At 69.7% G+C, this 25,914-nt stretch carries 20 protein-coding genes and 1 pseudogene; 12 read left to right on the top strand and 9 right to left on the bottom strand.

Annotation, left to right across the window (positions count from 1 at the left end):
• Positions 1 to 814 precede the first annotated feature (814 nt).
• On the bottom strand, positions 815 to 1,924 hold the full coding sequence (locus tag B9S57_RS13335) for a hypothetical protein (RefSeq protein WP_103515778.1): 1,110 nt from the start codon (positions 1,922 to 1,924) through the stop codon (positions 815 to 817).
• A 1,101-nt stretch (positions 1,925 to 3,025) separates the two neighbouring features.
• Here B9S57_RS13335 and B9S57_RS13330 point away from each other — a divergent pair.
• The 3 genes from B9S57_RS13330 to B9S57_RS13320 all read left to right on the top strand — a co-directional run bounded on the left by B9S57_RS13330 (position 3,026) and on the right by B9S57_RS13320 (position 5,334).
• On the top strand, positions 3,026 to 3,115 hold the full coding sequence (locus B9S57_RS13330; protein WP_103515777.1) for a potassium-transporting ATPase subunit F: 90 nt from the start codon (positions 3,026 to 3,028) through the stop codon (positions 3,113 to 3,115).
• 133 nt (positions 3,116 to 3,248) lie between these two features.
• Positions 3,249 to 4,622: a TrkH family potassium uptake protein gene (locus tag B9S57_RS13325; protein WP_103515776.1), complete on the top strand. Its 1,374-nt coding sequence runs from the start codon at positions 3,249 to 3,251 to the stop codon at positions 4,620 to 4,622.
• A complete protein-coding gene (locus tag B9S57_RS13320; RefSeq protein WP_219818562.1) occupies positions 4,615 to 5,334 on the top strand; it encodes a TrkA family potassium uptake protein in 720 nt (239 codons plus the stop codon). The genes B9S57_RS13325 and B9S57_RS13320 overlap by 8 nt, the downstream gene beginning before the upstream one ends.
• Before the next feature lie 29 nt (positions 5,335 to 5,363).
• Here B9S57_RS13320 and B9S57_RS13315 read toward each other — a convergent pair whose 3' ends face one another.
• From B9S57_RS13315 to B9S57_RS34445, 7 genes are all read right to left on the bottom strand, one after another.
• Positions 5,364 to 7,910, bottom strand: a complete 2,547-nt coding sequence (locus tag B9S57_RS13315; protein ID WP_103515775.1) for a sensor histidine kinase KdpD — start codon at positions 7,908 to 7,910, stop codon at positions 5,364 to 5,366.
• A gap of 79 nt (positions 7,911 to 7,989) precedes the next feature.
• Positions 7,990 to 8,694, bottom strand: coding sequence for a response regulator (locus B9S57_RS13310; protein WP_103515774.1), 705 nt, complete (start codon positions 8,692 to 8,694; stop codon positions 7,990 to 7,992).
• Between the two features lie 126 nt (positions 8,695 to 8,820).
• Positions 8,821 to 9,456 (bottom strand): potassium-transporting ATPase subunit KdpC, encoded by a 636-nt coding sequence (kdpC, locus tag B9S57_RS13305; protein ID WP_103515773.1) that lies wholly within the window; start codon positions 9,454 to 9,456, stop codon positions 8,821 to 8,823.
• Positions 9,457 to 9,462: 6 nt separating this feature from the next.
• Entirely contained in the window at positions 9,463 to 11,601 is a 2,139-nt protein-coding gene (gene kdpB / locus B9S57_RS13300; RefSeq protein WP_103515772.1) for a potassium-transporting ATPase subunit KdpB, read from the bottom strand.
• Positions 11,598 to 13,262, bottom strand: a complete 1,665-nt coding sequence (kdpA, locus tag B9S57_RS13295; protein WP_103515771.1) for a potassium-transporting ATPase subunit KdpA — start codon at positions 13,260 to 13,262, stop codon at positions 11,598 to 11,600. The genes kdpB and kdpA overlap by 4 nt, the downstream gene beginning before the upstream one ends.
• 8 nt (positions 13,263 to 13,270) lie before the next feature.
• Positions 13,271 to 13,360, bottom strand: a complete 90-nt coding sequence (kdpF, locus tag B9S57_RS13290) for a K(+)-transporting ATPase subunit F (RefSeq protein WP_018845955.1) — start codon at positions 13,358 to 13,360, stop codon at positions 13,271 to 13,273.
• Entirely contained in the window at positions 13,357 to 13,494 is a 138-nt protein-coding gene (locus B9S57_RS34445; RefSeq protein WP_181011338.1) for a hypothetical protein, read from the bottom strand. The genes kdpF and B9S57_RS34445 overlap by 4 nt, the downstream gene beginning before the upstream one ends.
• Positions 13,495 to 14,075: 581 nt before the next feature.
• Between B9S57_RS34445 and B9S57_RS36235 the strand changes: the two genes are divergently transcribed.
• The 9 genes and pseudogenes from B9S57_RS36235 (at position 14,076) to B9S57_RS13240 (ending at position 23,418) form a co-directional block, all read left to right on the top strand.
• Positions 14,076 to 15,722, top strand: coding sequence for a LuxR family transcriptional regulator (locus tag B9S57_RS36235; RefSeq protein ID WP_103515770.1), 1,647 nt, complete (start codon positions 14,076 to 14,078; stop codon positions 15,720 to 15,722).
• A gap of 136 nt (positions 15,723 to 15,858) precedes the next feature.
• Positions 15,859 to 16,791, top strand: coding sequence for an alpha/beta fold hydrolase (locus tag B9S57_RS13280; protein ID WP_103515769.1), 933 nt, complete (start codon positions 15,859 to 15,861; stop codon positions 16,789 to 16,791).
• Positions 16,792 to 17,027: 236 nt separating this feature from the next.
• A pseudogene (locus B9S57_RS13275) lies at positions 17,028 to 17,123 on the top strand (BBE domain-containing protein); the annotation flags it as partial.
• Between the two features lie 595 nt (positions 17,124 to 17,718).
• A complete protein-coding gene (locus B9S57_RS13265) occupies positions 17,719 to 18,264 on the top strand; it encodes a hypothetical protein (protein ID WP_103515768.1) in 546 nt (181 codons plus the stop codon).
• A gap of 143 nt (positions 18,265 to 18,407) precedes the next feature.
• The gene (locus tag B9S57_RS13260; RefSeq protein WP_103515767.1) at positions 18,408 to 19,514 is read left to right on the top strand and encodes a sensor histidine kinase; all 1,107 of its coding nucleotides are present in this window, start codon (positions 18,408 to 18,410) and stop codon (positions 19,512 to 19,514) included.
• Positions 19,511 to 20,176 (top strand): response regulator transcription factor, encoded by a 666-nt coding sequence (locus B9S57_RS13255; RefSeq protein WP_103515766.1) that lies wholly within the window; start codon positions 19,511 to 19,513, stop codon positions 20,174 to 20,176. Before B9S57_RS13260 ends, B9S57_RS13255 begins: the two co-directional genes overlap by 4 nt.
• A gap of 507 nt (positions 20,177 to 20,683) precedes the next feature.
• Positions 20,684 to 20,917, top strand: coding sequence for a DUF6243 family protein (locus B9S57_RS13250; protein ID WP_103515765.1), 234 nt, complete (start codon positions 20,684 to 20,686; stop codon positions 20,915 to 20,917).
• Positions 20,918 to 21,178: 261 nt separating this feature from the next.
• Positions 21,179 to 22,957, top strand: a complete 1,779-nt coding sequence (locus B9S57_RS13245) for a PP2C family protein-serine/threonine phosphatase (protein WP_103515764.1) — start codon at positions 21,179 to 21,181, stop codon at positions 22,955 to 22,957.
• Complete coding sequence (locus B9S57_RS13240) at positions 22,954 to 23,418, top strand: response regulator (RefSeq protein ID WP_103515763.1); 465 nt, start codon at positions 22,954 to 22,956, stop codon at positions 23,416 to 23,418. The genes B9S57_RS13245 and B9S57_RS13240 overlap by 4 nt, the downstream gene beginning before the upstream one ends.
• On the opposite strand, the gene B9S57_RS13235 is transcribed toward B9S57_RS13240, so the two are convergent.
• Positions 23,403 to 25,685 (bottom strand): ATP-binding protein, encoded by a 2,283-nt coding sequence (locus B9S57_RS13235; RefSeq protein WP_103515762.1) that lies wholly within the window; start codon positions 25,683 to 25,685, stop codon positions 23,403 to 23,405. The genes B9S57_RS13240 and B9S57_RS13235 overlap by 16 nt on opposite strands.
• Positions 25,686 to 25,914 lie beyond the last annotated feature (229 nt).

Genomic DNA, 25,914 nt, shown 5'->3' with positions numbered 1-25,914 from the left:
GCACCTCTGCACGCATACTCCAGTGTGCTTGGGTGCTCCGTCTGGATCGCCCAGGACCGCGGCAGCGGAGCTGCTCAAGACCGGACCGTCCCAACCCCGACAGGGGCGCCTTGACGAAGGACATGGAGGCCCCCCGACGACCTGCCCTCCGACTGCGTTCGGAGTGGTGGGTTGAGCAGCGTGCAACAGGTCGCCGACTACAGCTGCGTCGCGCCTTGCTTGCGAACCAGCACAAGGCCCATCCACCCCGTCAGCATGACGAAGCCACCCACCAGCGGCCACATACCACCAGCCGACAATCCGAACGCGGTGCAGGAGACGCCAGCCATCGCTACGGTCGCAGCAGCCGACTCCGCCCGAAGCTGACGACCTGGACGCGTGCTCGCCGAGGGCCTGACAATCTGGCGGCCGAGGAAGACTTGCACGAGATTGAGCACGGCCCACAGGGCTGCAAGGGAGCCAAGGACCGGGAGGACGGGAGACATAGCGCGAAGGTACACACCTCGTGCTCTGGACCGACACGCGGGTGAGGCGACCGCCGCGCCGGTTCGATCTGTCACCATGACGCCGTGCACATGCGTGCCAGGTTGGGCGGGGACCCACTGTGAGGCGCGGGCCTGTAAGCGTCGAGGCCTGAGGGGCACCACGCGGCTCCCTAGCAGGTCAGGCGTCGATTCGGCCAAGACCCCCGAGCAGGCCGCCGCTTTCAAGACGTCGGCCTCGGCCCACCGCCATGTGCCACTCGCCCGGTGCCTCAGGGGTGCCCGGAGCGCGCGCTTCCAGACACGCGCTCCGGTCGTAGCTGTGCCTCAGGTCAGAACGCCGAAGTGTAGGCGGCGAAGAAGGGCGTCTTCACCGGCGCTCCGCCGGGGTCGAAGCACGCCACGTAGAGCCGGACGGAACCGCTGGTCCTGTCCCAGGGCTTGTACAGGCCGCAGTAGTCGGCGCTGCGTCCGTAAGCGGTGACGTGGGCGGTGTCCGACGGGACGGCCACCGACGGCATGGTGACCGTGAAGGGCGCTCCCGAGCCACCGAGGCTGTTGGTGGCTCCGCTGGAGTTGTAGTTGGTCAGCGCGGGCAGCGACCCGTTGTACCAGAGATACCCGAAGGACTTCGGCGGAAAGGCCGGCCCGTGTACCGCTCGGAGATAGGAGTAACTCAAAGTCCACTCGGTGTCGTACGGCTTGCTGGACGCGTCGTAGCAGGCAACGATCACGGTCTGGCCCGCAGGCCCCGGTGTCCAGTCGGACACCTTGCACCGCGCTCCCTGCCGCGGATCGACAGCGGTGACCTGGAGATCGCCCGCGTAGCCGGGCAGCCCGAGGGACGGAAGCCACGCCTTCCAGATGCCCGTCGAGCCCTTGCTCACCGCGTTGGTGGCCCCCGTGGAGTTGTACTGGGCGAGTACGGTGCCGCTGCTGTCCGAGTTCAGGTAGCCGTACGAACCGGAGGGCGTGGCGGGCAAGCCGCTGCTGCTCGTGTAGAGGACCGTGAAGGTGGAGTTGTCCGGTGCGCCGCTGGGGAGATAGCAGTTGACGTACACGTCCTGACCGGAGCCCACGGTCTTCCAGTCGGCGATCTGACACCAGTGGGCAACGCTGTTCACCGCGGTGGCGTGGGCGATGCCGCCCGGTCCGCCGATCAGCGGGAAGTGCACCACGTACGAACCGAGGCCGATCTGGTCGACCTTGACGGGGTTGGCGGACGGTGACGCCCAACTGCCCCACTGCCGGGAGGAGTCGGGCACGTAACCGGGGGGCGGAGTCGCGTTGTCAAGGTACGCGAAGCCCCAGCGGTCGGGTACGGCGGCGTGGGCCGGGCCGGCTGCGGGAAGAGCTGCGGCCAGAAGAGCGGCCACCATGCCCAGTACGAGCATCACGGCCCGGACGGGTCTGCTCGACAGATGTGAGGTGCGGACGTGCATAAGCGTGCCTCCTGTTGATGAGGTCGGTACTGTCTGCGCGATCCGGTGCTTCAGTGCGATTGCCCGCCACCTGCCGCGGGGCCTGGGCTCAGCCCCTCCCCCTGCGGCCTTTCAGAACGGCAGGGTGTGCGCCCCGACGGCGTGCCGTGGGTGCGCAATTCGATTGTCACTCTCCCAGAAGTACGGCCCGGCGGAACGTTGTCGGTCAGCCGTTTCCGCGCTCGTCTCACCTCCCGCTGGAGCACGAAAGCTCACGTGGTTGGCCTGGTGCACAGCACAAATTCATCAGTCGCGGCCGCTGTCATGCCGATTGGTCCTTCCCCGCGCCCCTGCCACCTCACCTGCCTCTGCACACACCGCAGCGGGTCTGTCCGGAACCCGCCCGCATCCGGTCGACGCTTGTCGGCGACGGGTGAATCGTGGCCCTCTGACGGAGGATCAAAACCGAGAAGCGCGCCCCATCCCCATCCATATTGCGTGGCTGACGTCACGGACAGTGGCGATGGGGCAGCAATACGCAGGCCATTTCGCGATCCCTCTCTGCCCCTCCAGCCCACCCGGAGCATGAACCTCAGCAGGTTCTGGCGCACTGCCGCCACCCGTGCCCCATCCGTGCCCAGCGATTCTCGTCGCCCGCTGGTAGCCCGGCCGTCCGCGCGGCGGCGGCCGGTGGACGAACGGACGGACACCCCACCCGGCGGCCCTGGCGAGGGCCAGGGCATGCCGCCTGCGGATGCGGATGCGATAAGAGGCTGTTCACCCGCGGGGCGGTACAGAGGTGGTGGCCGTGGCGCGAGGGCGTGGTCGCCGGATGGGAAGGCGTCCGCGCCCTCGCGGCCTGGGGACGGTCAGGCCACTGACGTCCACGGCACCGAGCGGCCGAGAGGGAACCTAGGGGCTTCCAGGCGCGCGGTCCGCCTTCCGCATACGGCTTTGACGACGCCCTGATGGATCATGTCCAAACGCGTCAGAACAGCGTCAGAATCGCTCCCGTAGCCGGAAGAAGGACGTCAACGCTCCCCCGGCGGGGGCGGCCCGCGTGTTTTTCTGAGCCGGTCGGATTCGGGCGGGGCAACCCGCAGCGCAAGGGAGTTGATCGCTATGAGCGAGGAGAACTGGGTCGGACTCTTGGTGGCCCTGTCACTGGTCGGCTACCTGGTGGCGGCCGTCATGCGTCCGGGGAAGTTCTGAGCAGCTCTCGGAGAGGTACCTCGTGCCGCCCGCCGCCTGGTCAGGAGTGTCCGGGTAGGGTGATCGCCGCCGGTTCGTTGACGGGTTCGATACGCCCCCGGCTGTGAAGCGGTGAGGCGAGGGAGACCGACTGGTGGCTGGGCAGCTGACGAGGGTGCGGCGGTCGCTGTTCGCCGTGCACCCGGCCCGGACCCTGGCCATGGCCTTCGGTGCGGTGATCCTGCTGGGCGCGTTGCTGCTCATGCTGCCGGTGTCCTCGGAGGAGGGCGGGGCGACGGGGTTCGTGACCGCCCTGTTCACCTCCACTTCCGCGGTATGCGTGACCGGCCTGGTCGTGGTCGACACCGGGACGTACTGGAACGGGTTCGGCGAGGGCGTGATCCTCGCGCTGATCCAGGTCGGCGGCTTCGGCATCATGACGATGGCCTCGCTCCTCGCGCTGCTCGTCTCGGGCAAGCTGCGGCTGCGGATGCAGCTGACCGCGGCTGCGGAGACGAAGAGTTTCGGTATCGGCGACGTGCGCCGTGTCCTGCTCGGCGTCGCCGGGACCACGCTGGCGGTGGAGCTCGCCGTGGGAGGCTGGCTCGCGTTGCGCTTCCGGTTCGGTTACGACCGGCCCATCGCCGAGTCCGCCTACTCCGGGCTTTTCCATGCGGTCTCGGCGTTCAACAACGCGGGCTTCGGGCTCAACGTCGACAGCCTCGCCCCGTACGCGCAGGACCCCTGGGTGACCCTGCCCATCGCCCTGGCGGTCATCCTGGGCGGGCTCGGCTTCCCGGTCCTCCTCGAGCTACTGCGGCACCGGACGCGCAGAAGGCTCACCGGGCGGCGCACATGGACGCTGCACACCCGGATGACCTTGCTGACCACCCTCGTCCTGCTGCTGACCGGCACGGTGCTCACCTGCCTGCTGGAGTGGACCAACCCCGGCACCCTGGGGCGCTTCGACTGGGGCGAGAAGGTCCTCAACGGCTTCTTCCACTCCGCGATGAGCCGCACGGCCGGGTTCAACGCCGTCGACATCGGCGCCATGCACGCCTCCACCCTGCTGATGACCTGCACGCTGATGTTCATCGGCGGCGGCAGCGCGGGCACGGCAGGCGGCATCAAGGTCACTACCTTCGCCGTGCTGGCCGCAGCCATCACCGCCGAGGTCCGGGGCGAGCCGAATTCCACGGCCATGGGCCGGCGTCTGGCCCCGCACGTCCTGCGCCAGGCACTGACCGTCGCCCTGCTGGCTGTGGGTCTGGTGATCGGGGCCACACTCGCGCTGCTGACCGTGTCCTCGGCACCCTTCGAAAGCGTCCTGTTCGAGGCGGTGTCCGCGTTCGGTACCGTCGGGCTGTCCACCGGCATCACGGCCGACTTCCCGGACAGCGGACAGCTCGTGCTCATCCTGCTCATGTTCGTCGGGCGACTCGGCCCGGTCACCCTGGTCTCCGCGCTCGCCCTGCGCGAGCGGACCCGCCGCTACCAGCTACCCGAGGAGCGACCCGTCATTGGGTAACTACCTGCACAGCCTGCGCCACCGTCGCCGCAAGCGGCTCGCCCAGCAGTACCCCGAGATGAGTGACCAGCGGGTCGCGGTCATCGGCCTGGGCCGGTTCGGCAGTTCCCTGGCCCTGGAGCTGACCCGGCGCGGCTGGGACGTGCTCGGGATCGACACCGACCCGCAGCTCGTCCAGCGACACAGCGACACACTCACTCACTCCGCGGTCGCCGACTGCACGGACCCCGAGGTTCTGCGCCAGCTCGGCGTCCACGAGTTCACCAGCGCGGTCGTCGGCATCGGCACGGACATAGAGGCCAGCATCCTGATCGCCTCCAACCTCCTGGAGGAGAACGTCCCCAACATCTGGGCGAAGGCGATCAGCCGCCAGCACGGCCAGATCCTGGAGCGGCTCGGGGTCCACCACGTCGTGCTGCCGGAGCACGAGATGGGCGAGCGGGTGGCCCACCTCGTGACGGGACGGATGCTCGACTTCATCGAGTTCGACGACGACTACGCCCTGGTGAAGACCGTCGCGCCCGACAGCATCACAGGCGTCCCGCTGGGCGAGAGCGGAGTGCGATCCAGGCACGGGGTCACGGTCGTCGGCATCAAGCGCCCCGGCGAGGGCTTCACCCACGCGACCGCCGAGACCGTGGTCGCGAAGGGAGACGTCATCATCGTCACCGGCAAGATCCAGGCGGTGGAGGCGTTCGCCGAAATAAGCTGAGGCCGACCGGCCGGCCCGGCGGCCACGGCTCAGGTGGTCGCCGCGGCCGGAAGCTCGGGTCGGGCCGGCTGGTGGGACGACGTCTTGGGCAGGGCGATCACCATGGTCAGCCCGCCGCCGGGCGTGTCCTCGGCCGTGACGGTCCCGCCCATGGCCTCGACGAACCCGCGGGCGACCGCGAGGCCGAGCCCGACACCAGCGCCGCGCGGCGCGTCGCCGTGCCTCTGGAAGGGCTCGAAGACGGCGTCCTTGGCCTCTTCGGGGATACCGGGCCCGCGGTCGACGACGCGCAACTCCACACGGTCGCCGATCGCGCTGGCGGCCACCAGGACCGGTGTGTCGGCGGGGGTGTACTTGACGGCGTTCTCGACGACGTTCGCCACGGCCCGCTCCAGCAGACCCCGGTCCACCGTGACCATCGGCAGGGTCTCCGGGATGTCCAGGACGACGCTGTCCTCCGGGACTGCGCCCAGTGCCATCGGCACGACCTCGTCGACGTCGGTCTCGCGGAACACAGGCATGACGGTCCCGGTCTGCAGCCGGGACATGTCGAGCAGGTTCCCGACCAGATGATCGAGGCGGTCGGTGCCCTCCTCGATGCCGGCCAGCAGTTCGGCCCGGTCATCCTCCGACCACTCGACGTCGTCGGCGCGCAGCGAGGTGACGGCAGCCTTGATGGCGGCGAGCGGGGTGCGCAGGTCGTGGCTCACGGCGGCGAGCAGCGCGGTGCGGATCTTGTTGCCCTCGGCGAGCTTGCGGGCCCGGGCCGCCTCGCCGACCAAGCGCTGACGGTCCAGGACGACGGCGGCCTGGGAGGCGAAGGCGCCCAGAATTCGCCGGTCCTCGGCGGGCAGGACCCGGCCGGTCAGGGCCAGCGCCAGGTGGTCGCTGACGGGCATGTCGACGTCCGCGTCCTCGGGCCGGGCGACCGGTCGGGCCTGGCCGACGCTGCCCACGCAGGTCCACGGCTCGACGTCGCCGGCACGTTCGAGCAGGGCGACGGACTCCATGGCGAAGGTCTCCCGCACCCGGTCGAGCAGCGCCTCCAGGCTGGTGTCGCCGCGCAGCACACTGCCCGCGAGCAGGGACAGGGTCTCGGACTCCGCCCGCAGCCGGGCGGCCTGCTGGGTGCGGCGCGCCGCGAGGCCGACGACCGACGCTACGGACGCTGCGACGGCGAAGAAGACGAAGAAGGCGAAGATGTTCTCGGGGTCGGCGATGGTCCACGTGTGGACGGGAGGCGTGAAGTACCAGTTCAGGAGCAGTGAGCCGACGGTGGCCGAGGCGAGCGCCGGCCACATCCCGCCCAGCAGCGCCGCCGCGACGGTCACGGCCATGAAGAGCTGCATCTCGTTGGCCAGCCCCGTCCCGCCGCCCATCGACGTCAGCACCAGGGTGAGCAGGAGCGGCCCGGCCACGCCGACCAGCCATCCCGCCACGAGACGCGGGCCTCCGAGGCGGCTGCGCTGCCGTTTGGGTAGTCCTCGGCCGCGGCCGACGGCGTCGTGGGTGACGATGTGGACGTCGAGGTCGGGGCCCGATTCGCGGGCCACGGTGGCGCTGACCCCGGGCCCGAACACGTACTGCCACGAGCGGCGCCGGCTCGCGCCCAGGACGATCTGGGTCGCGTTGACCCCGCGCGAGAACTCGAGCAGCGCGGACGGGACGTCCTCGCCTATGACGTGGTGGAACGTACCGCCGAGGTCCTCGACCAGGGTCCGCTGGACCGCGAGCTCCTTCGGTGAGGCCGAGGTGAGCCCGTCGCTCCGGGCGATGTAGACGGCCAGGACCTCGCCGCCTGCGCCCTTCTCGGCGAGCCGGACGGCCCGGCGGATCAGGGTCCGGCCCTCGGGACCACCGGTGAGGCCGACGACGATCCGTTCCCTCGACCCCCAGATCGCCGAGACCTCGTGGTCCGAGCGGTACTGGTTGAGATACTCGTCGACCCGGTCGGCCACCCACAGCAGCGCGAGTTCCCGCAGGGCGGTGAGGTTGCCGGGCCGGAAGTAGTTGGACAGGGCGGCGTCGATCTTGTCCGGCTTGTAGATGTTCCCATGAGCCATCCGCCGCCGCAGCGCCTCCGGCTCCATGTCGACCAGCTCGATCTGGTCGGCGCGGCGGACGACCTCGTCGGGGACGGTCTCCTTCTGCCGTACACCGGTGATCGACTCGACGACGTCGCCGAGGGACTCCAGGTGCTGGATGTTCGCCGTCGATATGACGTCGATACCGGCCGCGAGGAGCTCCTCGACGTCCTGCCACCGTTTGCTGTTGCGCGACCCGGGGATGTTGGTGTGCGGGAGCTCGTCCACCAGGGCGACGGCCGGCCGGCGGGCAAGGACCGCGTCGACGTCCATCTCCGTGAAGGTGCTGCCCCGGTAGTCGATCTCTCTGCGCGGGATCTGCTCCAGGCCGTGCAGCATGACCTCTGTGCGCGGACGGTTGTGGTGTTCGACGAAGGCGACCACGCAGTCCGTGTCCCGCTCGACACGGCGGTGGGCCTCGGAGAGCATCGCGTACGTCTTGCCGACGCCCGGCGCCGAGCCGAGGTAGATCCGAAGCTTTCCGCGTCCCATGGTGCGATCTTTCGTGTCGAAGCAGATGGTTCCGTGGCCGTCGCGGACGGTGTCGCGACCCGTCCGGGGCGAGCGCCACTCAGCCTTCGAAGCGGTAGCCCATCCCCGGTTCCGTGATCAGGTAGCGCGGGTGGGAGGGGTCCTTCTCCAGTTTGCGCCTGAGCTGCGCCATGTAGACGCGAAGGTAGTTCGTCCGGGCGGCGAAGGTGGGCCCCCAGACCTCTTCGAGGAGCCGCCGCTGGCTGATAAGCCGCCCCGGGGTGCCGACCAGGATCTCCAGTAAGTGCCATTCCGTCGGGGTGAGACGGACAAGCCGACCGTCGCGCCGGACCTTCTTGGCGGCGAGGTCGACGGTGAAGTCCTGTGTGGTGACCGTGAGCGACGACGGTTCGTCGGCCGGCAGCACGCCGCCCGCACCGTCCCCGGTGTTGCGCCGTACCGCGGCCCGGAGCCGGGCCAGCAGCTCGACCATGTCGAACGGCTTGGTGATGTAGTCGTCGGCGCCTGCCTCGAACGCCTCGACCTTCTCGTGGGTGGTTCGCCGGGCCGACAGGACGACGAGCGGCACGCGGGTCCAGCCGCGCAGGACCTTGATCACGTCGATGCCGTCCATGTCGGGAAGCCCGAGGTCGAGGACGACGACGTCCGGTCTGCGCTCGGCGGCCAGCCGCAGCGCGGTGGTGCCGTCGGCGGCCGCGTCCACCTCGTACGCGCGTGCTTGTAGGTTGATCGTCAGGGCCCTGACGAGCGGCGGTTCGTCCTCGACCACCAGCACCCGGGTCATCGGGGGTGCCACCTTTCTTGTCGTCTCGTACGTACGTGACGGGTCGACGTTCGGCAGGTACGGGGAACCGCCGGGCTGGGAGAGATCCCGGCCCGGCGGTTCCTGTACGGCCTGCCGACGGGACCGTCAGTGTGCGGCCAGGTCCTTCAGCGCGAGGTTGAGCGTGAGGACGTTGACGTGCGGTTCGCCGAGGAAACCGGCCGTTCGGCCCTCGGTGTGATCGTCGACCAGCTTCGTGACCTGCTGCTCGGACAGGCCGTTGGCCTCGGCCACCCGCTTGACCTGGATCTCCGCGTACTCCGGGGAGATGTGCGGGTCGATCGCGGAGGCCGAGCCGGTGACCGCGTCCTTGGGGACCTCGGACTCCGGTACGCCGTTGAAGGCGGCCACGGCCTTCCTGGTGTCGCCGACCAGCTTGGTCAGCGTCGGGTCGGACGCACCGAGCTGGCTGGAGCCGGTGGACAGCGGGTCGTACCCGCTGTTGGAGGGGCGCGGCTGGAACCACTTCGGGTCCGGCCGGGCGACCTCGTTCTCGTCGTCCGGGTTCTTCTTCGGCAGGTCCCAGGTCTGGCCGATGAGCTCGGAGCCGACCTCCTTGCCTTCGACCTCGACGATCGAGCCGTTGGCCTTGTCGTGGAAGAGGCCCTGGGCGATGCCCGTGACCGCGAGGGGATAGAGGACGCCGGTGACGACCGTGAGGACGAGCAGCATGCGCAGCGCGGCCCAGGCCAGGCGTCCCGTGTTCGCTACGGAGTTGTTCATAGCCGATCAGCCGATTCCGGGGATGAGGGAGATGAGCAGGTCGATGATCTTGATGCCGACGAACGGGGCGATCAGGCCGCCCACGCCGTACAGGCCGAGGTTCCGGCGGAGCATCTTGTCGGCGCTGGTCGGCCGGTAGCGGACGCCCTTCAGGGCGAGCGGCACCAGCGCGATGATGATCAGCGCGTTGAAGATGACGGCCGAGAGGATCGCGGACTCCGGCGAGGCCAGGCCCATGATGTTCAGCTTGTCGAGCGACGGGTAGGCCACCGCGAACATCGCGGGGATGATCGCGAAGTACTTCGCCACGTCGTTGGCGATCGAGAACGTGGTGAGCGCGCCTCGGGTGATGAGGAGCTGCTTGCCGATCTCGACGATCTCGATGAGCTTGGTCGGGTTGGAGTCCAGGTCCACCATGTTCCCGGCCTCCTTGGCGGCCGAGGTGCCGGTGTTCATGGCCACGCCGACGTCCGCCTGGGCCAGCGCGGGGGCGTCGTTGGTGCCGTCACCGGTCATCGCGACCAGCTTGCCGCCGGCCTGCTCGCGCTTGATGAGGGCCATCTTGTCCTCAGGCGTGGCCTCGGCGAGGAAGTCGTCGACGCCGGCCTCCTCCGCGATGGCCCTGGCCGTCAGCGGGTTGTCACCCGTGATCATGATCGTCTTGATGCCCATGCGGCGCAGCTCGTCGAACCGCTCACGCATGCCCTCCTTGACGACGTCCTTGAGGTGGATGACACCGAGGACACGGGCGCCCTTGTCGTCCTTGACCGCAACGAGCAGCGGCGTGCCGCCGGCCTGGGAGATGCGGTCGGTCAGCTCGCGGGCATCGGAGGCGACGGTGCCGCCCTGCTCCTCGACCCAGGCGACGACCGAGCCGGTCGCGCCCTTGCGGATCTGCCGGCCGTCGACGGCCACACCCGACATGCGGGTCTGGGCGGTGAACTCGATCCACTCGGCGTGGGCCAGTTCGCCCTGGTGGCGCTCGCGCAGCCCGTACTTCTCCTTGGCCAGGACCACGATCGAGCGGCCTTCGGGCGTCTCGTCGGCGAGGGAGGAGAGCTGGGCGGCGTCGGCGACCTCGGCCTCCTTCGTACCGCGTACGGGCACGAACTCGGCCGCCTGGCGATTGCCCAGGGTGATGGTGCCGGTCTTGTCGAGCAGCAGCGTGGACACGTCGCCGGCCGCCTCGACCGCACGCCCTGACATGGCGAGCACGTTGCGCTGGACGAGCCGGTCCATGCCGGCGATGCCGATCGCGGAGAGCAGCGCGCCGATCGTCGTCGGGATCAGACAGACGAGCAGGGCCGTCAGGACGATCATCGAGGTCTGCTGGTCTGCGCCCGCGTAGATCGCGAACGGCTTGAGCGTGACGACGGCCAGCAGAAAGACGATGGTGAGGGACGCCAGCAGGATGTTGAGGGCGATCTCGTTCGGGGTCTTCTGCCGGGCGGCACCCTCGACCAGGTTGATCATCCGGTCGATGAAGGTCTCGCCGGGCTTCGTCGTGATCTTGATGACGATCCGGTCGGACAGGACCTTCGTACCGCCGGTGACGGCCGAGCGGTCACCGCCGGACTCCCGGATGACCGGGGCCGACTCACCGGTGATGGCGGACTCGTCCACGGACGCGACGCCCTCGACGACGTCACCGTCGCCGGGGATGACGTCGCCGGCCTCGCAGACGACGAGGTCGCCGATGCGGAGCTCCGTACCCGGAACCCGCTCCTCGTTCTTGCCGATGATCCGGCGGGCGACGGTGTCGGTCTTGGCCTTGCGCAGGGTGTCGGCCTGGGCCTTGCCACGCCCCTCGGCGACCGCCTCGGCCAGGTTGGCGAAGACCGTGGTCAGCCACAGCCAGGCGGTGATCGCCCAGCCGAACCAGTCGCCCGGGTTCGCGATCGCCAGCCCGGTGGTGACCACCGAGCCGACCAGCACCACGAACATGACCGGCGACTTGGCCATGATCCGCGGGTCGAGCTTGCGGAAGGCATCCGGCAGGGACTTCAGCAACTGCTTCGGGTCGAAGAGACCGGCGCCCACGCGTCCGCCCTCGGGCTTGCGGCCCGTCGGGACATCGCTGTGCGGCGCCGAGGTCGGGGTGGCGGTGGACATCGAGTCCTCTTGCTTCTGGATGTTGGTGGTCATGACGCCAGCCCTTCGGCGAGCGGGCCCAGTGCGAGGGCCGGAAAGAACGTCAGACCGGTGATGATCATGATCGAGCCGACGAGAAGGCCGGTGAACAGCGGCTTCTCGGTCTGCAGGGTGCCCGCGGTGGCGGGGACGGGCTTCTGCTCCGCCAGCGAGCCTGCGAGCGCGAGGACGAACACCATCGGCAGGAACCGGCCGAGCAGCATGCACAGGCCGAGTGCCGTGTTGTGGAACCCGGTGTTCGCGCCGAAGCCGGCGAACGCGGAGCCGTTGTTGTTCGAGGCCGAGGTGTAGGCGTAGAGGACCTCGGAGAAGCCGTGTGCGCCGGTATTGGTCATGGAGGACTCGCCGTGGCCGGTGGCCATCGCGACCGCCGTGCCGATCAGCACGAGGGCCGGTGTGACGAGGATGTAGCAGGCCGCGAACTTGATCTCGCGGGTGCCGATCTTCTTTCCCAGGTACTCGGGCGTGCGGCCGACCATCAGACCGGCGAGGAACACCGCGATGACCGCCATGATCAGCATGCCGTAGAGGCCGGAGCCGACACCGCCGGGCGCGATCTCGCCCAGCATCATGCCGAGCAGCAGCACACCGCCTGACAGACCGCCGAAGGAGTCGTGGAACGAGTTGACCGAACCGGTCGACGTCATGGTCGTGGAGACCGAGAAGAGCGACGAGGCACCCTCGCCGAACCGCTGCTCCTTGCCCTCCATCGCACCGCCCGCGAGCTGCGAGGCAGTGCCCGGGTGGGCGTATTCGAGCCAGGTCACCAGGACCACGCCGACGAACCAGATCGTGGCCATCGCGCCGACGATCGCGTAGCCCTGCTTCACGCTGCCGACCATCTTGCCGAAGGTGCGCGGCAGCGAGAACGGGATGACGAGCAGCAGGAAGATCGTCAGGAGGTTCGAGAAGCCGTTGGGGTTCTCGAAGGGGTGGGACGAGTTGGCGTTGAAGTAACCGCCGCCGTTCGTCCCCAGGTCCTTGATGGCCTCCTGGGAGGCAACCGCGCCGGGGCTGATGGACTGCGTCTGCCCGGTGATGGTGGTGATCTCGTGGATGCCGGCGAAGTTCTGGATCGCGCCGGCGGCGACCAGCAGGATCGCCGCGACCACCGAGATCGGGATCAGGATACGGACGACGCCACGGACCAGGTCCGTCCAGAAGTTGCCCAGCTCACCGGTGCGGGAGCGGGCGAAGCCGCGGACCAGCGCCACGGCCACGGCGATGCCGACGGCGGCCGAGACGAAGTTCTGCACGGCGAGGCCGGCGGTCTGGGCGACGTGGCCCATGGACGACTCGCCGGAGTAGGACTGCCAGTTCGTGTTCGACACGAACGAGGCAGCCGTGTTGAACGCCTGGTCGGGCGTGATCGCCGCGAAGCCGAGCGACCCCGGAAGGTCGTCCTGTATGCGCAGGATCAGGTAGAGGAACAGCACACTCATGGCGGAGAACGCCAGCACGCCGCGCAGGTACGCGGGCCAGCGCATCTCGGTGCCGGGGTTCGCTCCGACGGTGCGGTAGATCCACTTCTCCACCCGGAGGTGCTTGCCGGAGGAGAAGACGGCGGCCATGTGGTCGCCGAGGGGGCGGTGCACCAGGGCGAGCGCGACGATCAGCGCGGTCACCTGGAGCACGTCAGCAAGAACGGGGCTCATATCCGTACTCAGAACCTCTCCGGCTTGACGAGGGCGAGGACGAGGTAGCCCAGCAGGGCGACGGCCACGACGAGGCCGACGATGTTCTCGGCGGTCACAGCTTCGCCACCCCCTTGGCGATGAGGACCACCAGCGCGAACACCGCGATCGTGGTGACGACGAAGGCCACGTCGGCCATCGCATGCTCCTGGAAGAGGTTCGGAGAGGAACGGACACCAAGAGAAAAGCGCACCCTTGGCGCGAAAGCGCCCCTCGTTGACGACCCCCATACGCCGCTGACGGCCTTCCTAGCGGCATCCATACGGTGCAGTGCTCTGGGCCACTCCCATGGCGGACGTCATCGACCCCGCCGCAGCAGCGACCGCACGAGAACGACGGTGGCGAGAACGAGTACAGGCAGCAACGAGACGGCCACCCCGACGGCATCCATGCCCACAGCAACACACCCCGGGGTCAGTGGGCCCGCCAGCCGATCGGCCGAGTGCTTCCCAAGCTCAGAGCGCGCGTTCGATTCCCGTCACCCGCTCCATAGAAAAGCCCCAGGTCAAAGACCTGGGGCTTCGTTGTTGTCTGGGCAGGCCAGGGCCGCATCGCGGCGGGACCGGTCATGCGTCGATCCCGCCGACCGCGTCGATCTCCTCCGCCGTCAGACCGGTCAGGACGGAGCCGCTTCCCGCTCCGTCGTCTCACTTGGTGCGGCCGGCCCCAGGTGGGGGCGCGTCGAGCAGCACCTTCTCCGAGATCGACGCCCCACGTGGGCTGCGGACAGCACGTACGCTGCCTATACGGACTCGTCGTCGGCGGGGAGTGCTCATGGGCACCGTTGATCCACGTCTACAGGGCAACGCGGCGTACGAGCGACTGGCATGGCGGGACGCATACGAGCAGTTGTCGGCCGCCGACCGGCATGCCCCGCTCGGGGCTGATGATCTCGACCGGTTGGCGCGTGCGGCGTACCTGGTCGGATCCGTCGACGAGGCAACCGGGACCTGGGAGCGGGCCCATCGCGCCTTCCTGGACCGAGAGGACGCGGCGTCGGCCGTGCGGTGTGCCTTCTGGCTCGGGCTCACACTCGTCCTGCGCGGCGAGCACGCCCGCGGCGGCGGCTGGCTGGCTCGGGCGCGGCACATCCTGGAAGACGCGGCGCTGGACTGTGTTGAGCAGGGATACCTGCGCATCCCCATGGCGTTGCAGGCTTTGAACGGTGACGATCCCGAGGCGGCGAGGTGCTCGTTCGTGGAGATCACCGAGATCGCCGACCGGTTCGACGACGCCGACCTGCGGGCGTTCGGGAGACTGGGCCAGGGCCAGTCGCTGGTGACACAGGGCCGGGCGGCTCAGGGTGTGGTGATGCTGGACGAGGCGATGGTGGCGGTGACTGCGGGAGAGGTGTCGCCGGTCGCGTCCGGGATCGTCTACTGCGCCGTGATCCTCGCATGCCACGGGATCTTCGACCTTCGCCGCATGCAGGAGTGGACCGCGGCACTGAGCCGTTGGTGCGCCACTCAGCAGGACCTCCAGCCCTACCAGGGCCAGTGCATGGTGCACCGCTCGGAGATCATGCAGCTACACGGCGAATGGACCGGCGCCATGGACGAGGCGCGGCAGGCGTGCGAGCATCTGTCCGCCGTTCCCGGTGACGCGGTGATGGGCATGGCGCTGTACCAGCTCGGCGAACTGCTGCGGCTGCGCGGCGAGTTCACCCAGTCGGAGAGCTGCTACCGCGAGGCCGGCAACCGAGGGCATTCGGCGCAGCCGGGCTTGGCCCTGCTCCGGCTGGCACAGGGCCGACCGGACGACGCAGCCGCCGCGATCCGCCGGACCCTCGTGGAGACCGAGGGGGCGGAAGAACGGACCAGGGTGCTGGTCGGCTATGTGGAGATCGAGCTTGCCGCCGGAGGCGTCGAGGACGCTCAGACGGCGGTGGACGAACTCGACGAGATCGCCACCGGCTTCGACTCGCCGTACCTGCGGGCGGTTGCCTCGTACGCGCACGGATCCGTGCTGCTGGCCGCCGGCGACCCGGAGGCCGCGTGCATCCCCCTGCGCCGTGCGTGGGTCGCCTGGTACGAGAACGATGCCTCCTACGAGGCAGCGCGGGTGCGGCTGCAGATGGCGCGGGCGTACCGCCAGGTCGGTGATCACGACACGGCCGAGATGGAACTGGAAGCCGCCCGCCAGGTCTTCGAGCAGCTGGGTGCGGTGCCGGCGCTGCAGCAGGTGCGGGACGTCATGGACCGAGCGGGTCGGGCCGTGTCCCCAAGACCTGGAGGCCTGACACCTCGCGAGATCGAAGTGCTCCGCCTGATCGCGACCGGTGCGTCGAACCGGGAGATCGCGGAGAGTCTCGTGATCAGCGACAAGACGGTTGCCCGGCACGTGAGCAACATGTTCACCAAGCTGGCCGTCTCCTCGCGGGCCGCCGCCACCGCGTACGCCTATGAGCACGACCTCGTGTAGGGCTCTCGTGCAGGACCCGGCTGTCTGCACAGAAATACCCACATGGCATCGCTGACGATTTGGTTGACGCGACGGATGTGGACGCCACTGCCGGACGCGGACCCTTGCCTCATAGGCACTGAGGAAGGAGGCCGTGATGAGCACCCAGGACAACGCAGCACGACCGGAGCGATCCGCGGGACAGCAGGCGCGCGACCAGCTGCTGACCGCGATCCCGCTGACCGAGCGGCGGATTCAGTCGGCGACGGTGTCCACTGCCGTGCTGGAAGGCGGTGAAGGCCCGCCCGTCGTGCTGCTGCACGGCCACGGTGAGTTCGCCGCCGTCTGGACGGGCGTGGTCCCCGATCTGGTGAGGGACCACACCGTGATCGTTCCCGACCTGCCCGGCCATGGCGACTCGCTGGTGGGCGACGGCAGACTCGACGGCGACACGGTCCTGAACTGGCTCGACGAGCTGATCGACCAGACCTGCGGGGCGAGGCCGCCCGTACTGGTCGGACACCTGCTGGGTGGCGCGATCGCCGCGCGATACGCCGTGCACCACAGCGACCGGCTGGCCGGGCTGGTCCTGGTCGACACGATGGGTCTGGGCTGGTTCCGGCCGGCGCCGAGCTTCGCGGTGCCCATGATGGGCTTTGTCGTCCGGCCGACTCCGAAGAGCCGGGACCGTTTGTTCAACCGGTGCTTCCTCGACACGGACCGGGCGGGCGAGCAGGCGGGAGGGCAGTGGGAGCCTTTGCTGGCCTACGCCCTGGACCGGGCCCGCACACCGAGCGTGCAGGCGGCGACGCGCCGCCTCATCACGCAGGTCGGTATGAAGCCGATCCCGTCCGGCGATCTCACGCGTATCGATGTTCCCACCGACCTGATCCACGGTCGGCACGACCTCCAGGTACGGCTGCGAACGGCGAAAGCGGCGAGCGTCCGGTACGGCTGGCCGCTGCACGTGATCGAGGACTGCCGGGACGACCCCGCTGTGGAGCAGCCGGAAGCGTTCCTGGACGCGCTGCGCACCGCGATCGGGACATCGGGACAGACCGAGACGTCCGGAGAGAAGGAAGCGGCATGAGTACGGGTCTGTTCGAAGTCGCCGGGCTCGAAGGCGGGCGCGTCGGCACCATTCGTCCCGGACGAGTGGCGTCTCAAGCCCGTCGTCGGGCTGCTCGTATGCCATAGCGGCGCCCACGCCGAAGCCGATCTCGCCCCGCTGCGCGCTCTCAGGGAGCCGATCTTCAACCTCATCGGTCCGAAGCCCTACGCGGCCCAGCAGTCGATGCTCGACACGACGGAACCGCCGACGCGTACCGGGGCACCTACGCCCGCCTCCGGCAGATCAAGGCGCGGTACGACCCCGACAACCTCCTCCGCATCAACCGCAACATCCGTCCGGGTGAGCGGTGACTCCCCACGATCACGAGCTGCGCCTGGAACGACTGGCAGCGCTCATATGCTGTGGCGGCCTGTACGTCCTCGCGGGTGGCATGGCGTTCTGCGCCCGGCAGGTGCTGTGCGCGGTGACCCCCCGAGGGCCGCGTCGGCAGGGCTGCGTCACTGGTCAGCCGAGATGTCCGTGAGGTCTGGGAGAGTGCCTTCGGCGAGCTGGGCGGCAGCGCACGGGCCGCTGCGTGAAGGGACTGATCGCCCCTCGGCCGTCGTGCCCCGTCCGTGCCCTTCGGAGCGGACAGCAGCGGTCCGTTGCTCGCCGTCGCCCGCAGCGGCTGCACCGCCGACGTCCCCACCCTCACTCCCGAGGACCTCCTTGCAGCATGGACCTGAATCTGTGACCGGCCGTGCCACTACGTGATGGTCAGAGCGGCAAGGAGCGGTCATCACAGGTGCCGACAGGACACTCGGGTCCGGGAAGCGGTCCCCCTCGCCAAGCAGTACGGCGGAGGGGCGCAGGCAGGTGGGTGGACGAACGGGGACGAGGATCTCCACCTGTCGTTCCACCCATGGGTCCAGGTGCGCGCGGCCCTACGCCAGCACTCTTGAGGGCATGACAACGACCGAATGGATCACCGACATCGCCCTCGTCCTGATCGTCTTCCGGCAACTGCGGGAAGGCCGTCTCGACCTCACAGCCTTCCTGGTCCCGCTCGGGATCGTCGCCTTCGTGGCCCACACGTACCTCGACAGCGTGCCCACTGCGGGCAACGACCTGGTGCTGATCGGCGCGCTCATGGGTGTCGGCGCGGCGCTCGGCATCGCGGGCGGCGTATACACCCGCATCCGGGTTGCGGGCGAACACCTGCTGATCAAGGCCGGCGCGGTCTCCGCGATCCTCTGGGTGCTCGGTATGGGCGCCCGCATGGGATTCCAGTTCTGGGTCTCCCACGGCGGCGCAGACAACGTCGCGCGGTTCAGCATCGCCCACCAGATCACCAGCGACCAGGCCTGGGTCGCCGCCTTCGTCCTGATGGCACTCACCGAGGTCGTCACGCGACTCGCGGCGATCTTCGTCCGGAGCCGGATGGTGAACGGCAGGCAGGCGCGGACGACCGCAGCGATGCACTCGGCGCCCTCTCTGGACCGCTCGGCCTGACCGTGGACTATGGTCACGTCGTGCCCGAAGCACCGAGCGTCCAAGAAGAGCAGAGCACCCCTCCGGAGCAGAGCGCGCCCGATACGGGCCCGGCCCCGTACAGGGCGTCCGGCCCCCTGACCCTCACTGGTCACGATCCTCGCGTGGCCTGGGTCCTGACCCTCTGCGTCATCGGCTCCGCGTTCATCACGGTGCGGCCGATCGGCCTCAGCGGCCGGGGCCTCGTGGTCGCCGCGCTCATCGTCGTCAACGCCCTCGCCCTCCTCGCCCGTCACCTGCCCGAGCACAGGGTCCCGCCCCGCGTCGCCCTGGTCTGGCTGACCCTCGGCATCGTCACCGCGGCCGCCCTGATCGCCGTCAGCCGCAGCGGATCCAGCTACCTCTTCGCGTTCTTCATCGTCGGCCACGCCGGGTACCGGCTGCGGCCCGAGCCGGCTCTGGCCCTCGCGGCGTTCTGCAGCCTGCTGTGCGGCGGGGTCCTGTACTTCCGCGTCGGGCCCGGCCACCACCTGCTGCCCTGGGCGGTCGGTCTGGCCACCGGCGCCCCGGTCGTCCTCGGCATCATCAACCGCAGCCGCCGGCGCGCCGTCCAGGCGGTGATCGAGGCCGCGGAGTCCGCCGAGCGGGCTGCCCGCGCCGAGGCCCAGGCCGCCGTCCTCACCGAGCGGGGACGGATCGCCCGCGACGTGCACGACGTCCTGGCCCACTCCCTCGCGGGCATCAACATGCAGCTGGAGCTGGCGGACGCCCTGATCGAAACCGGTGATCTGGAGAAGGTCCGCGCGGCGAACCAGAAGGCGCACAGCATGGTCAAGGAGAGCCTGAAGCAGGCCCAGTGGACCGTGCACGCGCTCCGTGAGGACTCCCTGCCGCTGGTGGGCAGCCTGACCGCGATGCTCGACTCGTCCGGCCACCGCGACGCCCTCACCATCACCGGCACCGCGCGCGACGTACCGTCCAAGGTCACGCAGAACCTGCTGCGGATCGCGCAGGAGTCGCTGACCAACGCCGCCCGGCACGCGTCCGGCGGTGAGGTCCACGTGGAGCTGACGTTCGCTGCCGCGTCGACGACACTGAGGATCCGCAACAGCGCGGCGACCCGTGCGGTGCGCGTGGGCGCCGGCAGCGGAATGGGGCTGATCGGCATGCGGGAACGGGTCGCCCTGCTGGGTGGCACGATCACCGCGGGTCCGGTCACCGAAGGACCGGACGAAGGCGGCTGGCAAGTGGAGGCAGTGATACCGGGATGAGTGAACCGACGCAGAATCCCCAGCGGCTGCGCGTGGTCGTTGCCGACGACCAGGCTGCCGTACGGGAGCCGCTGGCCGCGGTCCTCGGAATGGCCGAGGACATCGACGTCGTCGCCTCGGCCGCCGACGGCACCGACGTGCTCGCCGCAGTCGCAGCAGGCCCGGTCGACGTGGTCCTGATGGACCTGCGGATGCCGGTGATGGACGGCACCGAGGCGACCCGACGGCTCACCGAGGAGCACCCCGAGGTCGCCGTGGTCATCCTGACCACGTTCGCCGACGACGACTCCGTCCTGGCCGCGCTGAGCGCCGGCGCCAGCGGCTACCTCACCAAGAACGCGGGGCGTCAGGACATCACCCGCGCCATCCGCGCCGCCGCCGCGGGACAGTCCGTCCTCGACCGCGAAGTCCAGAACCGCCTCCTGCAGACGGTCCGCACCAGGCCCCCGGCCCCCGGACAACCGCTGCCCGGCGACCTCACCCCGCGTGAGCGCGAGGTCCTCACCCTGATCGGCCAGGGCCTGCCGAACCGTGCCATCGCCGAGAAGCTCTTCATCAGCGAGGCCACGGTGAAGACGCACATCAACAACCTCTTCGCCAAGGCGGACATCAAGGACCGCGCCGATGCCGTGCGCCGCGCCCTCGGGGCGGGCCTGGCCTGAGTCGTCGAGACTCTGCGGCCTCCACCTCGCGCGGCGGGGCTCTCTGCACATCTCAGCAGGTCATGGGGGCGTCACGCTGGTCGAGGCTGTGGACGCCGGTCTCTGCAACCTCACCCTGGCACCCACGGCGACGAGCCCGAATCCGGGCCCCCACGGCCCGGGCACGGCGCGGTACCCTCACGGGGCCTGGTGGCCGGACGTCCGCGCCCTCGCCGAGGCGGGGACTCCGCCCCTGGTGCCCCCTGGTCGGCAGCGAGGGTCGGGCCTGTCCACAGCAAGCACCAGTGACTCCAGACCTCGGAGCGCGAGGTCCCCTCTCGTCACCCGCTCCGTGGAAAGCCCCGGCACGCAGGGTCGACGGAACCGGGTAACGTCGTTGTCATGTTCTTCCAGGCCCCGATGGACGAGTGAGAGCGTGAGGGGCCCCTGCTGAGGTCCCTCGGCGTCGCCGCGCCCGCTCCTCAGCGTTGAATCCGCAGATCACTTCACATCATTCCGGGAGAACCCATGACCGACAGCAAGAACATCAACAACCCCGTGGGCATGGGCGGCGGCCAGCGCAAGAGGCAGTCCCGCGCCGAGCGGCAGAACAACGGCCCGCACCGCAACTTCGACCGCCAGAGCGCCGCCGACAAGAAGGCGGAGCTGGTGCGCAGGATGCGCGAGAAGACGGGCGCATCCGAGGACGCAGCCGAAGGTACCGGGCGGGCGGGCGACGCCGCCGCCGCCGCGCAGAGCTGACGCAGCCCGGCCGCACAGCAGCTGCGGCCGCCCCGGCGCCCGGTCGGTCCCGCTCAGCTCTCGGCCTCGGAGGCGGCACCGGGCCGCACCTGTTCTGCCGCGTTCCCCGGCACGGCGCGCGGCGGGCCCCCTCGATCACTCGTGTCTCCTGCGCGGGGCCGTCGCCGCGACCGCGCCTGCAGGCGCTCGGCCACGGAGTGGCATAGCGTTTCCCGTGATGGGCCGGGGCCGGCAGCGGTGATACGGGACGGCGGATCAGCGGTGGAGCAGCACGAGGGCAGAGCTTCCTCTCAGACGGATGACGGATGGTGGTCCGGCCGTCTGCACGAGCTCTGGCATGCTGCCGAAACGGCGCAGGACGTGACGGGGCTGGCCGATTCCCTCTACGACACGCTGCTCCGGATGCCCGGGGTGCTGGCCGTCGTGGGGACCCGCTGGAGCGGCGGGCTGCTGCACTATCTGCGGAGCGCCACCCTGGCGGAGCCGACGCCGTCACTCGTGGAACTGGAACAGGATTTCGGCGAAGCCGGCGCCGCCGGGGCTCCGCAGGACGGCCCGACTGTCCTGGTGCACGCCGTGTCGGAGCTCGACGGCACGTCGTCATCCGTCCGGGTGCTGGCGGAAGCGGGTGCGCGCAGTGTGGCCGAGTGCGCCGTGCCGCTGGGGCAGGGCGGCTGGGCGTCCTTCATGGTCGGTACCGCGGACAGGGACACCGTCGATGCGACGCTGCGGACCAGGTTGAGGCAGGTCGCCGAGGTCGCCATGGTCTCGCACAGGCGCATCATGGCGCGGCACGACGACGACGTGCGTCAGGTGACCGACGCCTTCCTCGCGGAGGCGTCGTTGCAGATGGATTCGAGCCTCGACGTGGAGAGCACCGTGCGGCGGGTGGCCCGCACGGCCGTTCCCGCCATCGCCGAGGGGTGCGTCCTGCATCTGTGTCTTCCCGAGGGGCTGACACCCGTGTCGTTCGCTCACATGGACGCCGGCGAACAGCAGTGGCTCGGCAAGGTCTCGGCCGAGGGCGCCTGGCTGGCGGAGGTGCTGCAGCGGTCACTCGCCGACGGGAAGGCGCTGGTGCTGCAGGGGAAGGAGCTGGAAGGCGGGCCCTTCGGGCCCACCTCGTCCGGGGCCGGGGCAGGCCGGGCCGTGCGCGCGGTCAGCGTGAACCCTCTCAAGGCCCGGGGCCGTGCCCTGGGCACCCTGACGTTCCTCTACCACCGGGTGGTCGTCGCCGAGGGGGCGCCGCAGTTCCTGGCGGGCCTGGCCGACCGGGCCGCGCTGGCCATCGACAGCAGCATGCTGTACGAGCAGCGGCGCCGCCACGTGGTCTCCCTCCAGAGGCATCTGCTCCCGAGGGAGCTACCGCGGATTCCGGGGCTCACGCTGAGCTCGGCGTACGAGGTGGGTGACGTCTCGCTCGACGTGGGCGGTGACTTCTACGACGCCATCCCGGAGGCGGAGGGGGGTGTGGCCCTCCTCATCGGTGACGTCTGCGGTCGCGGTGCGGAGGCAGCGGCACTCACGGGGCTGGCCCGCCACACCCTGCGCACGCTTCTCGAGGACGGCAGTACGCCCGAGCACGCGCTGGAGCGGCTGAATCAGGCCCTGGTCAGAGAGGGCACGTCACGCTTCGTGACGGCGCTCGTAGCGGTACTGGTACCCGCCGGGGAGGGGTTTCGTGTGCGCTACTGGAGTGCCGGGCATCCGGCACCTCTGGTGCGGCGTGAGGAGGGCACCGTGGAGGAGCTCACGGCCCACGGGGATCTGCTGGGTGTGCTGGAGGACATCGAGTACGGATCCGGGTCCGTACACCTGATGCCGGGCGACGCGCTGGTGATGTTCACCGACGGGGTGACCGAGGCGAGAGCGGCCGACGGGACGTTCTTCGAGTCACGTCTGCGGGACACGGTGGCGCGGACGGGTGCCGGCGGGGCCGAGGGGTTCGCCGAGCGGCTGGCCGAGGCTGTCGTGGATTTCCGGGCCACGGGCGCCGACGACATCGCCGTCCTCGTCGCGCGGAAGGAGCTGACCGGATGAGCGGGGCCGCCGGGGAGCGGAGGATCGATCACGACCTCGTCTGGGTGGTCGAGGACTCGGAGGAGGACGCCGAGGCCATCGCGCGGGCGCTCGGGCGCACCCATCCGGGTCTGGAGCTGGAGTTCATCGACCGGGGGACGGGATTCGTCGAACGGCTGCTGGAGGCCGGCCGGAAGCCGGGACTCGTCCTTCTGGACCTGAAACTCCCCGGCCCCGGTGGAGCCGAGGTGCTGCGGTCGATCCGTTCCCGGCCTGAACTGGACGACGTGACCGTGGTCGCCTTCACCTCGTCCACCGGTCCGGACGAGGTCGACAGGACCTATGCGGCAGGCGCTGACAGCTACATCTACAAGCCGGTCAACTTCGAGCTCTTCCGCACGGTGCTGAAGGGGGCTGTCGACTACTGGCAGGACAGGGCGAAGGGCGGGGGCCAAGGACCTTCCGCTCATCCTCCTCCCTGACCCAGGGTGAAGAAGAAGGCGGTCCCGCGGCCGGGTTCGCTGTCGAGCCAAAGCTCGCCTCCGTGGCGCTCGACGATCCGCTTGACGATCGCGAGCCCCACGCCGGCACCGCCCCCGCGCTCGCCCTCCCCGTGCAGTCTGCGGAACAGCTCGAAGACCTCGTCCTGCCGGTCGGACGGGATGCCGATGCCGTTGTCACGGACCACGACGACCTGCTCCTGAGGCCCGCCTGCCGGGGGGCGGCGCGTGTCGACCAGGATCTCGACCGTGCGATCGTCCCGGTCAGCCGCGTACTTGGCCGCGTTCACCAGGAGGTTGACCAGGATTTCGTACAGCCGGTTCTCGTCGGCGTACACCTCGGGCAGGTCATCTCTGATGACCCGCACGTGGGCCTCGGCCAGGCGTTCACCGGCGACCTCGAGTGCGGAACCCAGCACCCTCTCCAGTGGGACACGGGTGCGGTGCAGCCCGCCCCGTCCCAGCCGGGCGAAGTGCAGGAGCGAGTCGAGCAGGTCGTCCATCCGGCCGGCCAGTCGCCGCATGGTGTTCAACCGGCGGACCGTGGTCGGGTCGAGCTCGGCCGCGGCGTCCTCGATGACGAAGGCCGCGGCGTTGGAGATGCCCCGCAGCGGCTCCTTGAGGTCATGAGCCGCCACATGGGCGAAGGCGTCGAGGTCGGAGTTGGTGACACGCAACTGCTCGTTCAGCGCCGCCAGTTCCGCCTCATGCCGCAGTACGAATCCGGTCAGCGTGCGCCAGAGTTCGTGGGCGGTGGCACGGTCGGCGGGCGTCCAGGGCAGGCTCTGCCCGTGGACCACCGCGCGGAACACGGCACTTGAGCCGCGAGGCGTGAGCCGTTCGCCTCGCGGTCCGACCTGGAGGGGCCTCGACGGGTCGGCGGCCCATTGGCGGACGGTCGGACGGGCCCTGCGGAACCAGGCCAGGAAGTCACCGGAAGGGCTCAGCGACACCATCATGACTCCCGCCGGACCGTCCTCCGCCGCGTCGGAGGTGTGGTCCGGCTCCTCCGAGAGGCGGTCCGTGCTCCAGATCGTGCCAGGGGCCGGCCCTGCCGCGCGGGTCCGGAGGCTCTCCAGCAGAGCGGAGGGAACACTCATCCCGCTGATGGTGCTGCGCCCTCCGCGGCAGAGCGCAGCGCCATCGGCATCCAGCAGTTCCCCGAGTGCGTCGTCGTCTGCCAGGAGCGTGTCCTCCAGGTCCGACGTGACGCGGGAGATGATCCCGTCCAGGCGCTCTCGTGATGCGGTGAGCGCCTCGGCCTGCTCCCGTTCCTCGATGACGGCGAGCTGGAGGGAGAAGGCCACGCCGAAGAACTCGCATGCTGCCCGCAGTTCCGGGGGGATGGTGACGGCGGCGTATCCATGGCAGGCGATGAGGCCCCAGAGCTCACCCTCCCGCAGGACGCTCACCGACATCGACGACTTCACACCGATGTTCCGCAGATATTCCAGATGGAATCCGGACACCGTGCGCAGCACGGAGTTCGACAGGTCCAGCGGCAGGCCCGGATCGGTCCGGAACGGGGAGTGCAGCCCCACACCGACGTCGTCGACGTCGGCGATCACCCGGATCCAGTTGTCGCGGTAGAGCCGCCTCGCCTGTGAGGGGATGTCGCTCGCGGGGAACCAGAGCCCCAGCCAGGGTTCGTGGCCCTCCGTGATCTCCTCCGCGACCACCTCTCCTGGCCCGTTCTCTCCGTCGAAACGGTAGGCGACCACCCGCTCGAAGCCGGTCAGCGCCCGGATCTCGTGGACGGCCGCCTGGCAGCACTCGACTGTTGTCATCGATGACCGCAGACGCGTCAGAGCCCGTCGGACCCCTTGGTAGAAATGCGCGAAGTGCGGTGCGGCGACGGTGCGCGGCTCATACTCCAGGACCAGTAGGGGGCCCTGCCGGTGCGCGGTCACGTCGAACGGCCGGGAGCCACCCGCCACATCGATGGAGACAGGGAGCACGAGGCTCGCCGCGTCCCGCTGAGCGCCGACCCCCAGCGCCTCGTCCCAGTGCTCGGGGGACACCACCCGCGTGACGGGTCCGCCGGTCAGCTCCTCGGCGGCCATCCCCAGCAGACGACCGGTGTTCAGCGCCGCGGTGTCCACGGTGCCGGTAGCGGCGTCCACCGCGAGCAGGGTGCCGTGGGACTGGATCATCCCCAGCCGGTGGATGGGTTCCTGGGCGCATGCGCTGAGGTCGAAGCCGATGGCCGCCGCGGCTTCGGCCTCCCGCTCGGGGTCCGGCAGGGACATCTCATCTCCCTTGTACCGCGTGCTCGGTCCGGCTCGGCCGGACGTCCCGCTCGCCGAGATCCTTCCACGGCGCCCTGCCTCGGAGGGCTGCTGCGGCAGCGTGTCGTCGCCCCTGGCACGGACGGGCGCAACTCTCTCCACAGCGCCCTCGTCCTGTCCGTACCACCGCGTCCGTCGGTGTCGCGCCGCAAGCCTGCCCTCGCCGGCGGCACACTGCCACGGCTCAGTC

The sequence above is a fragment of the Streptomyces sp. SM10 genome (assembly GCF_002910915.1).
Lineage (GTDB): Bacteria > Actinomycetota > Actinomycetes > Streptomycetales > Streptomycetaceae > Streptomyces.
This window is presented reverse-complemented; position numbering and strand designations above follow the sequence as displayed.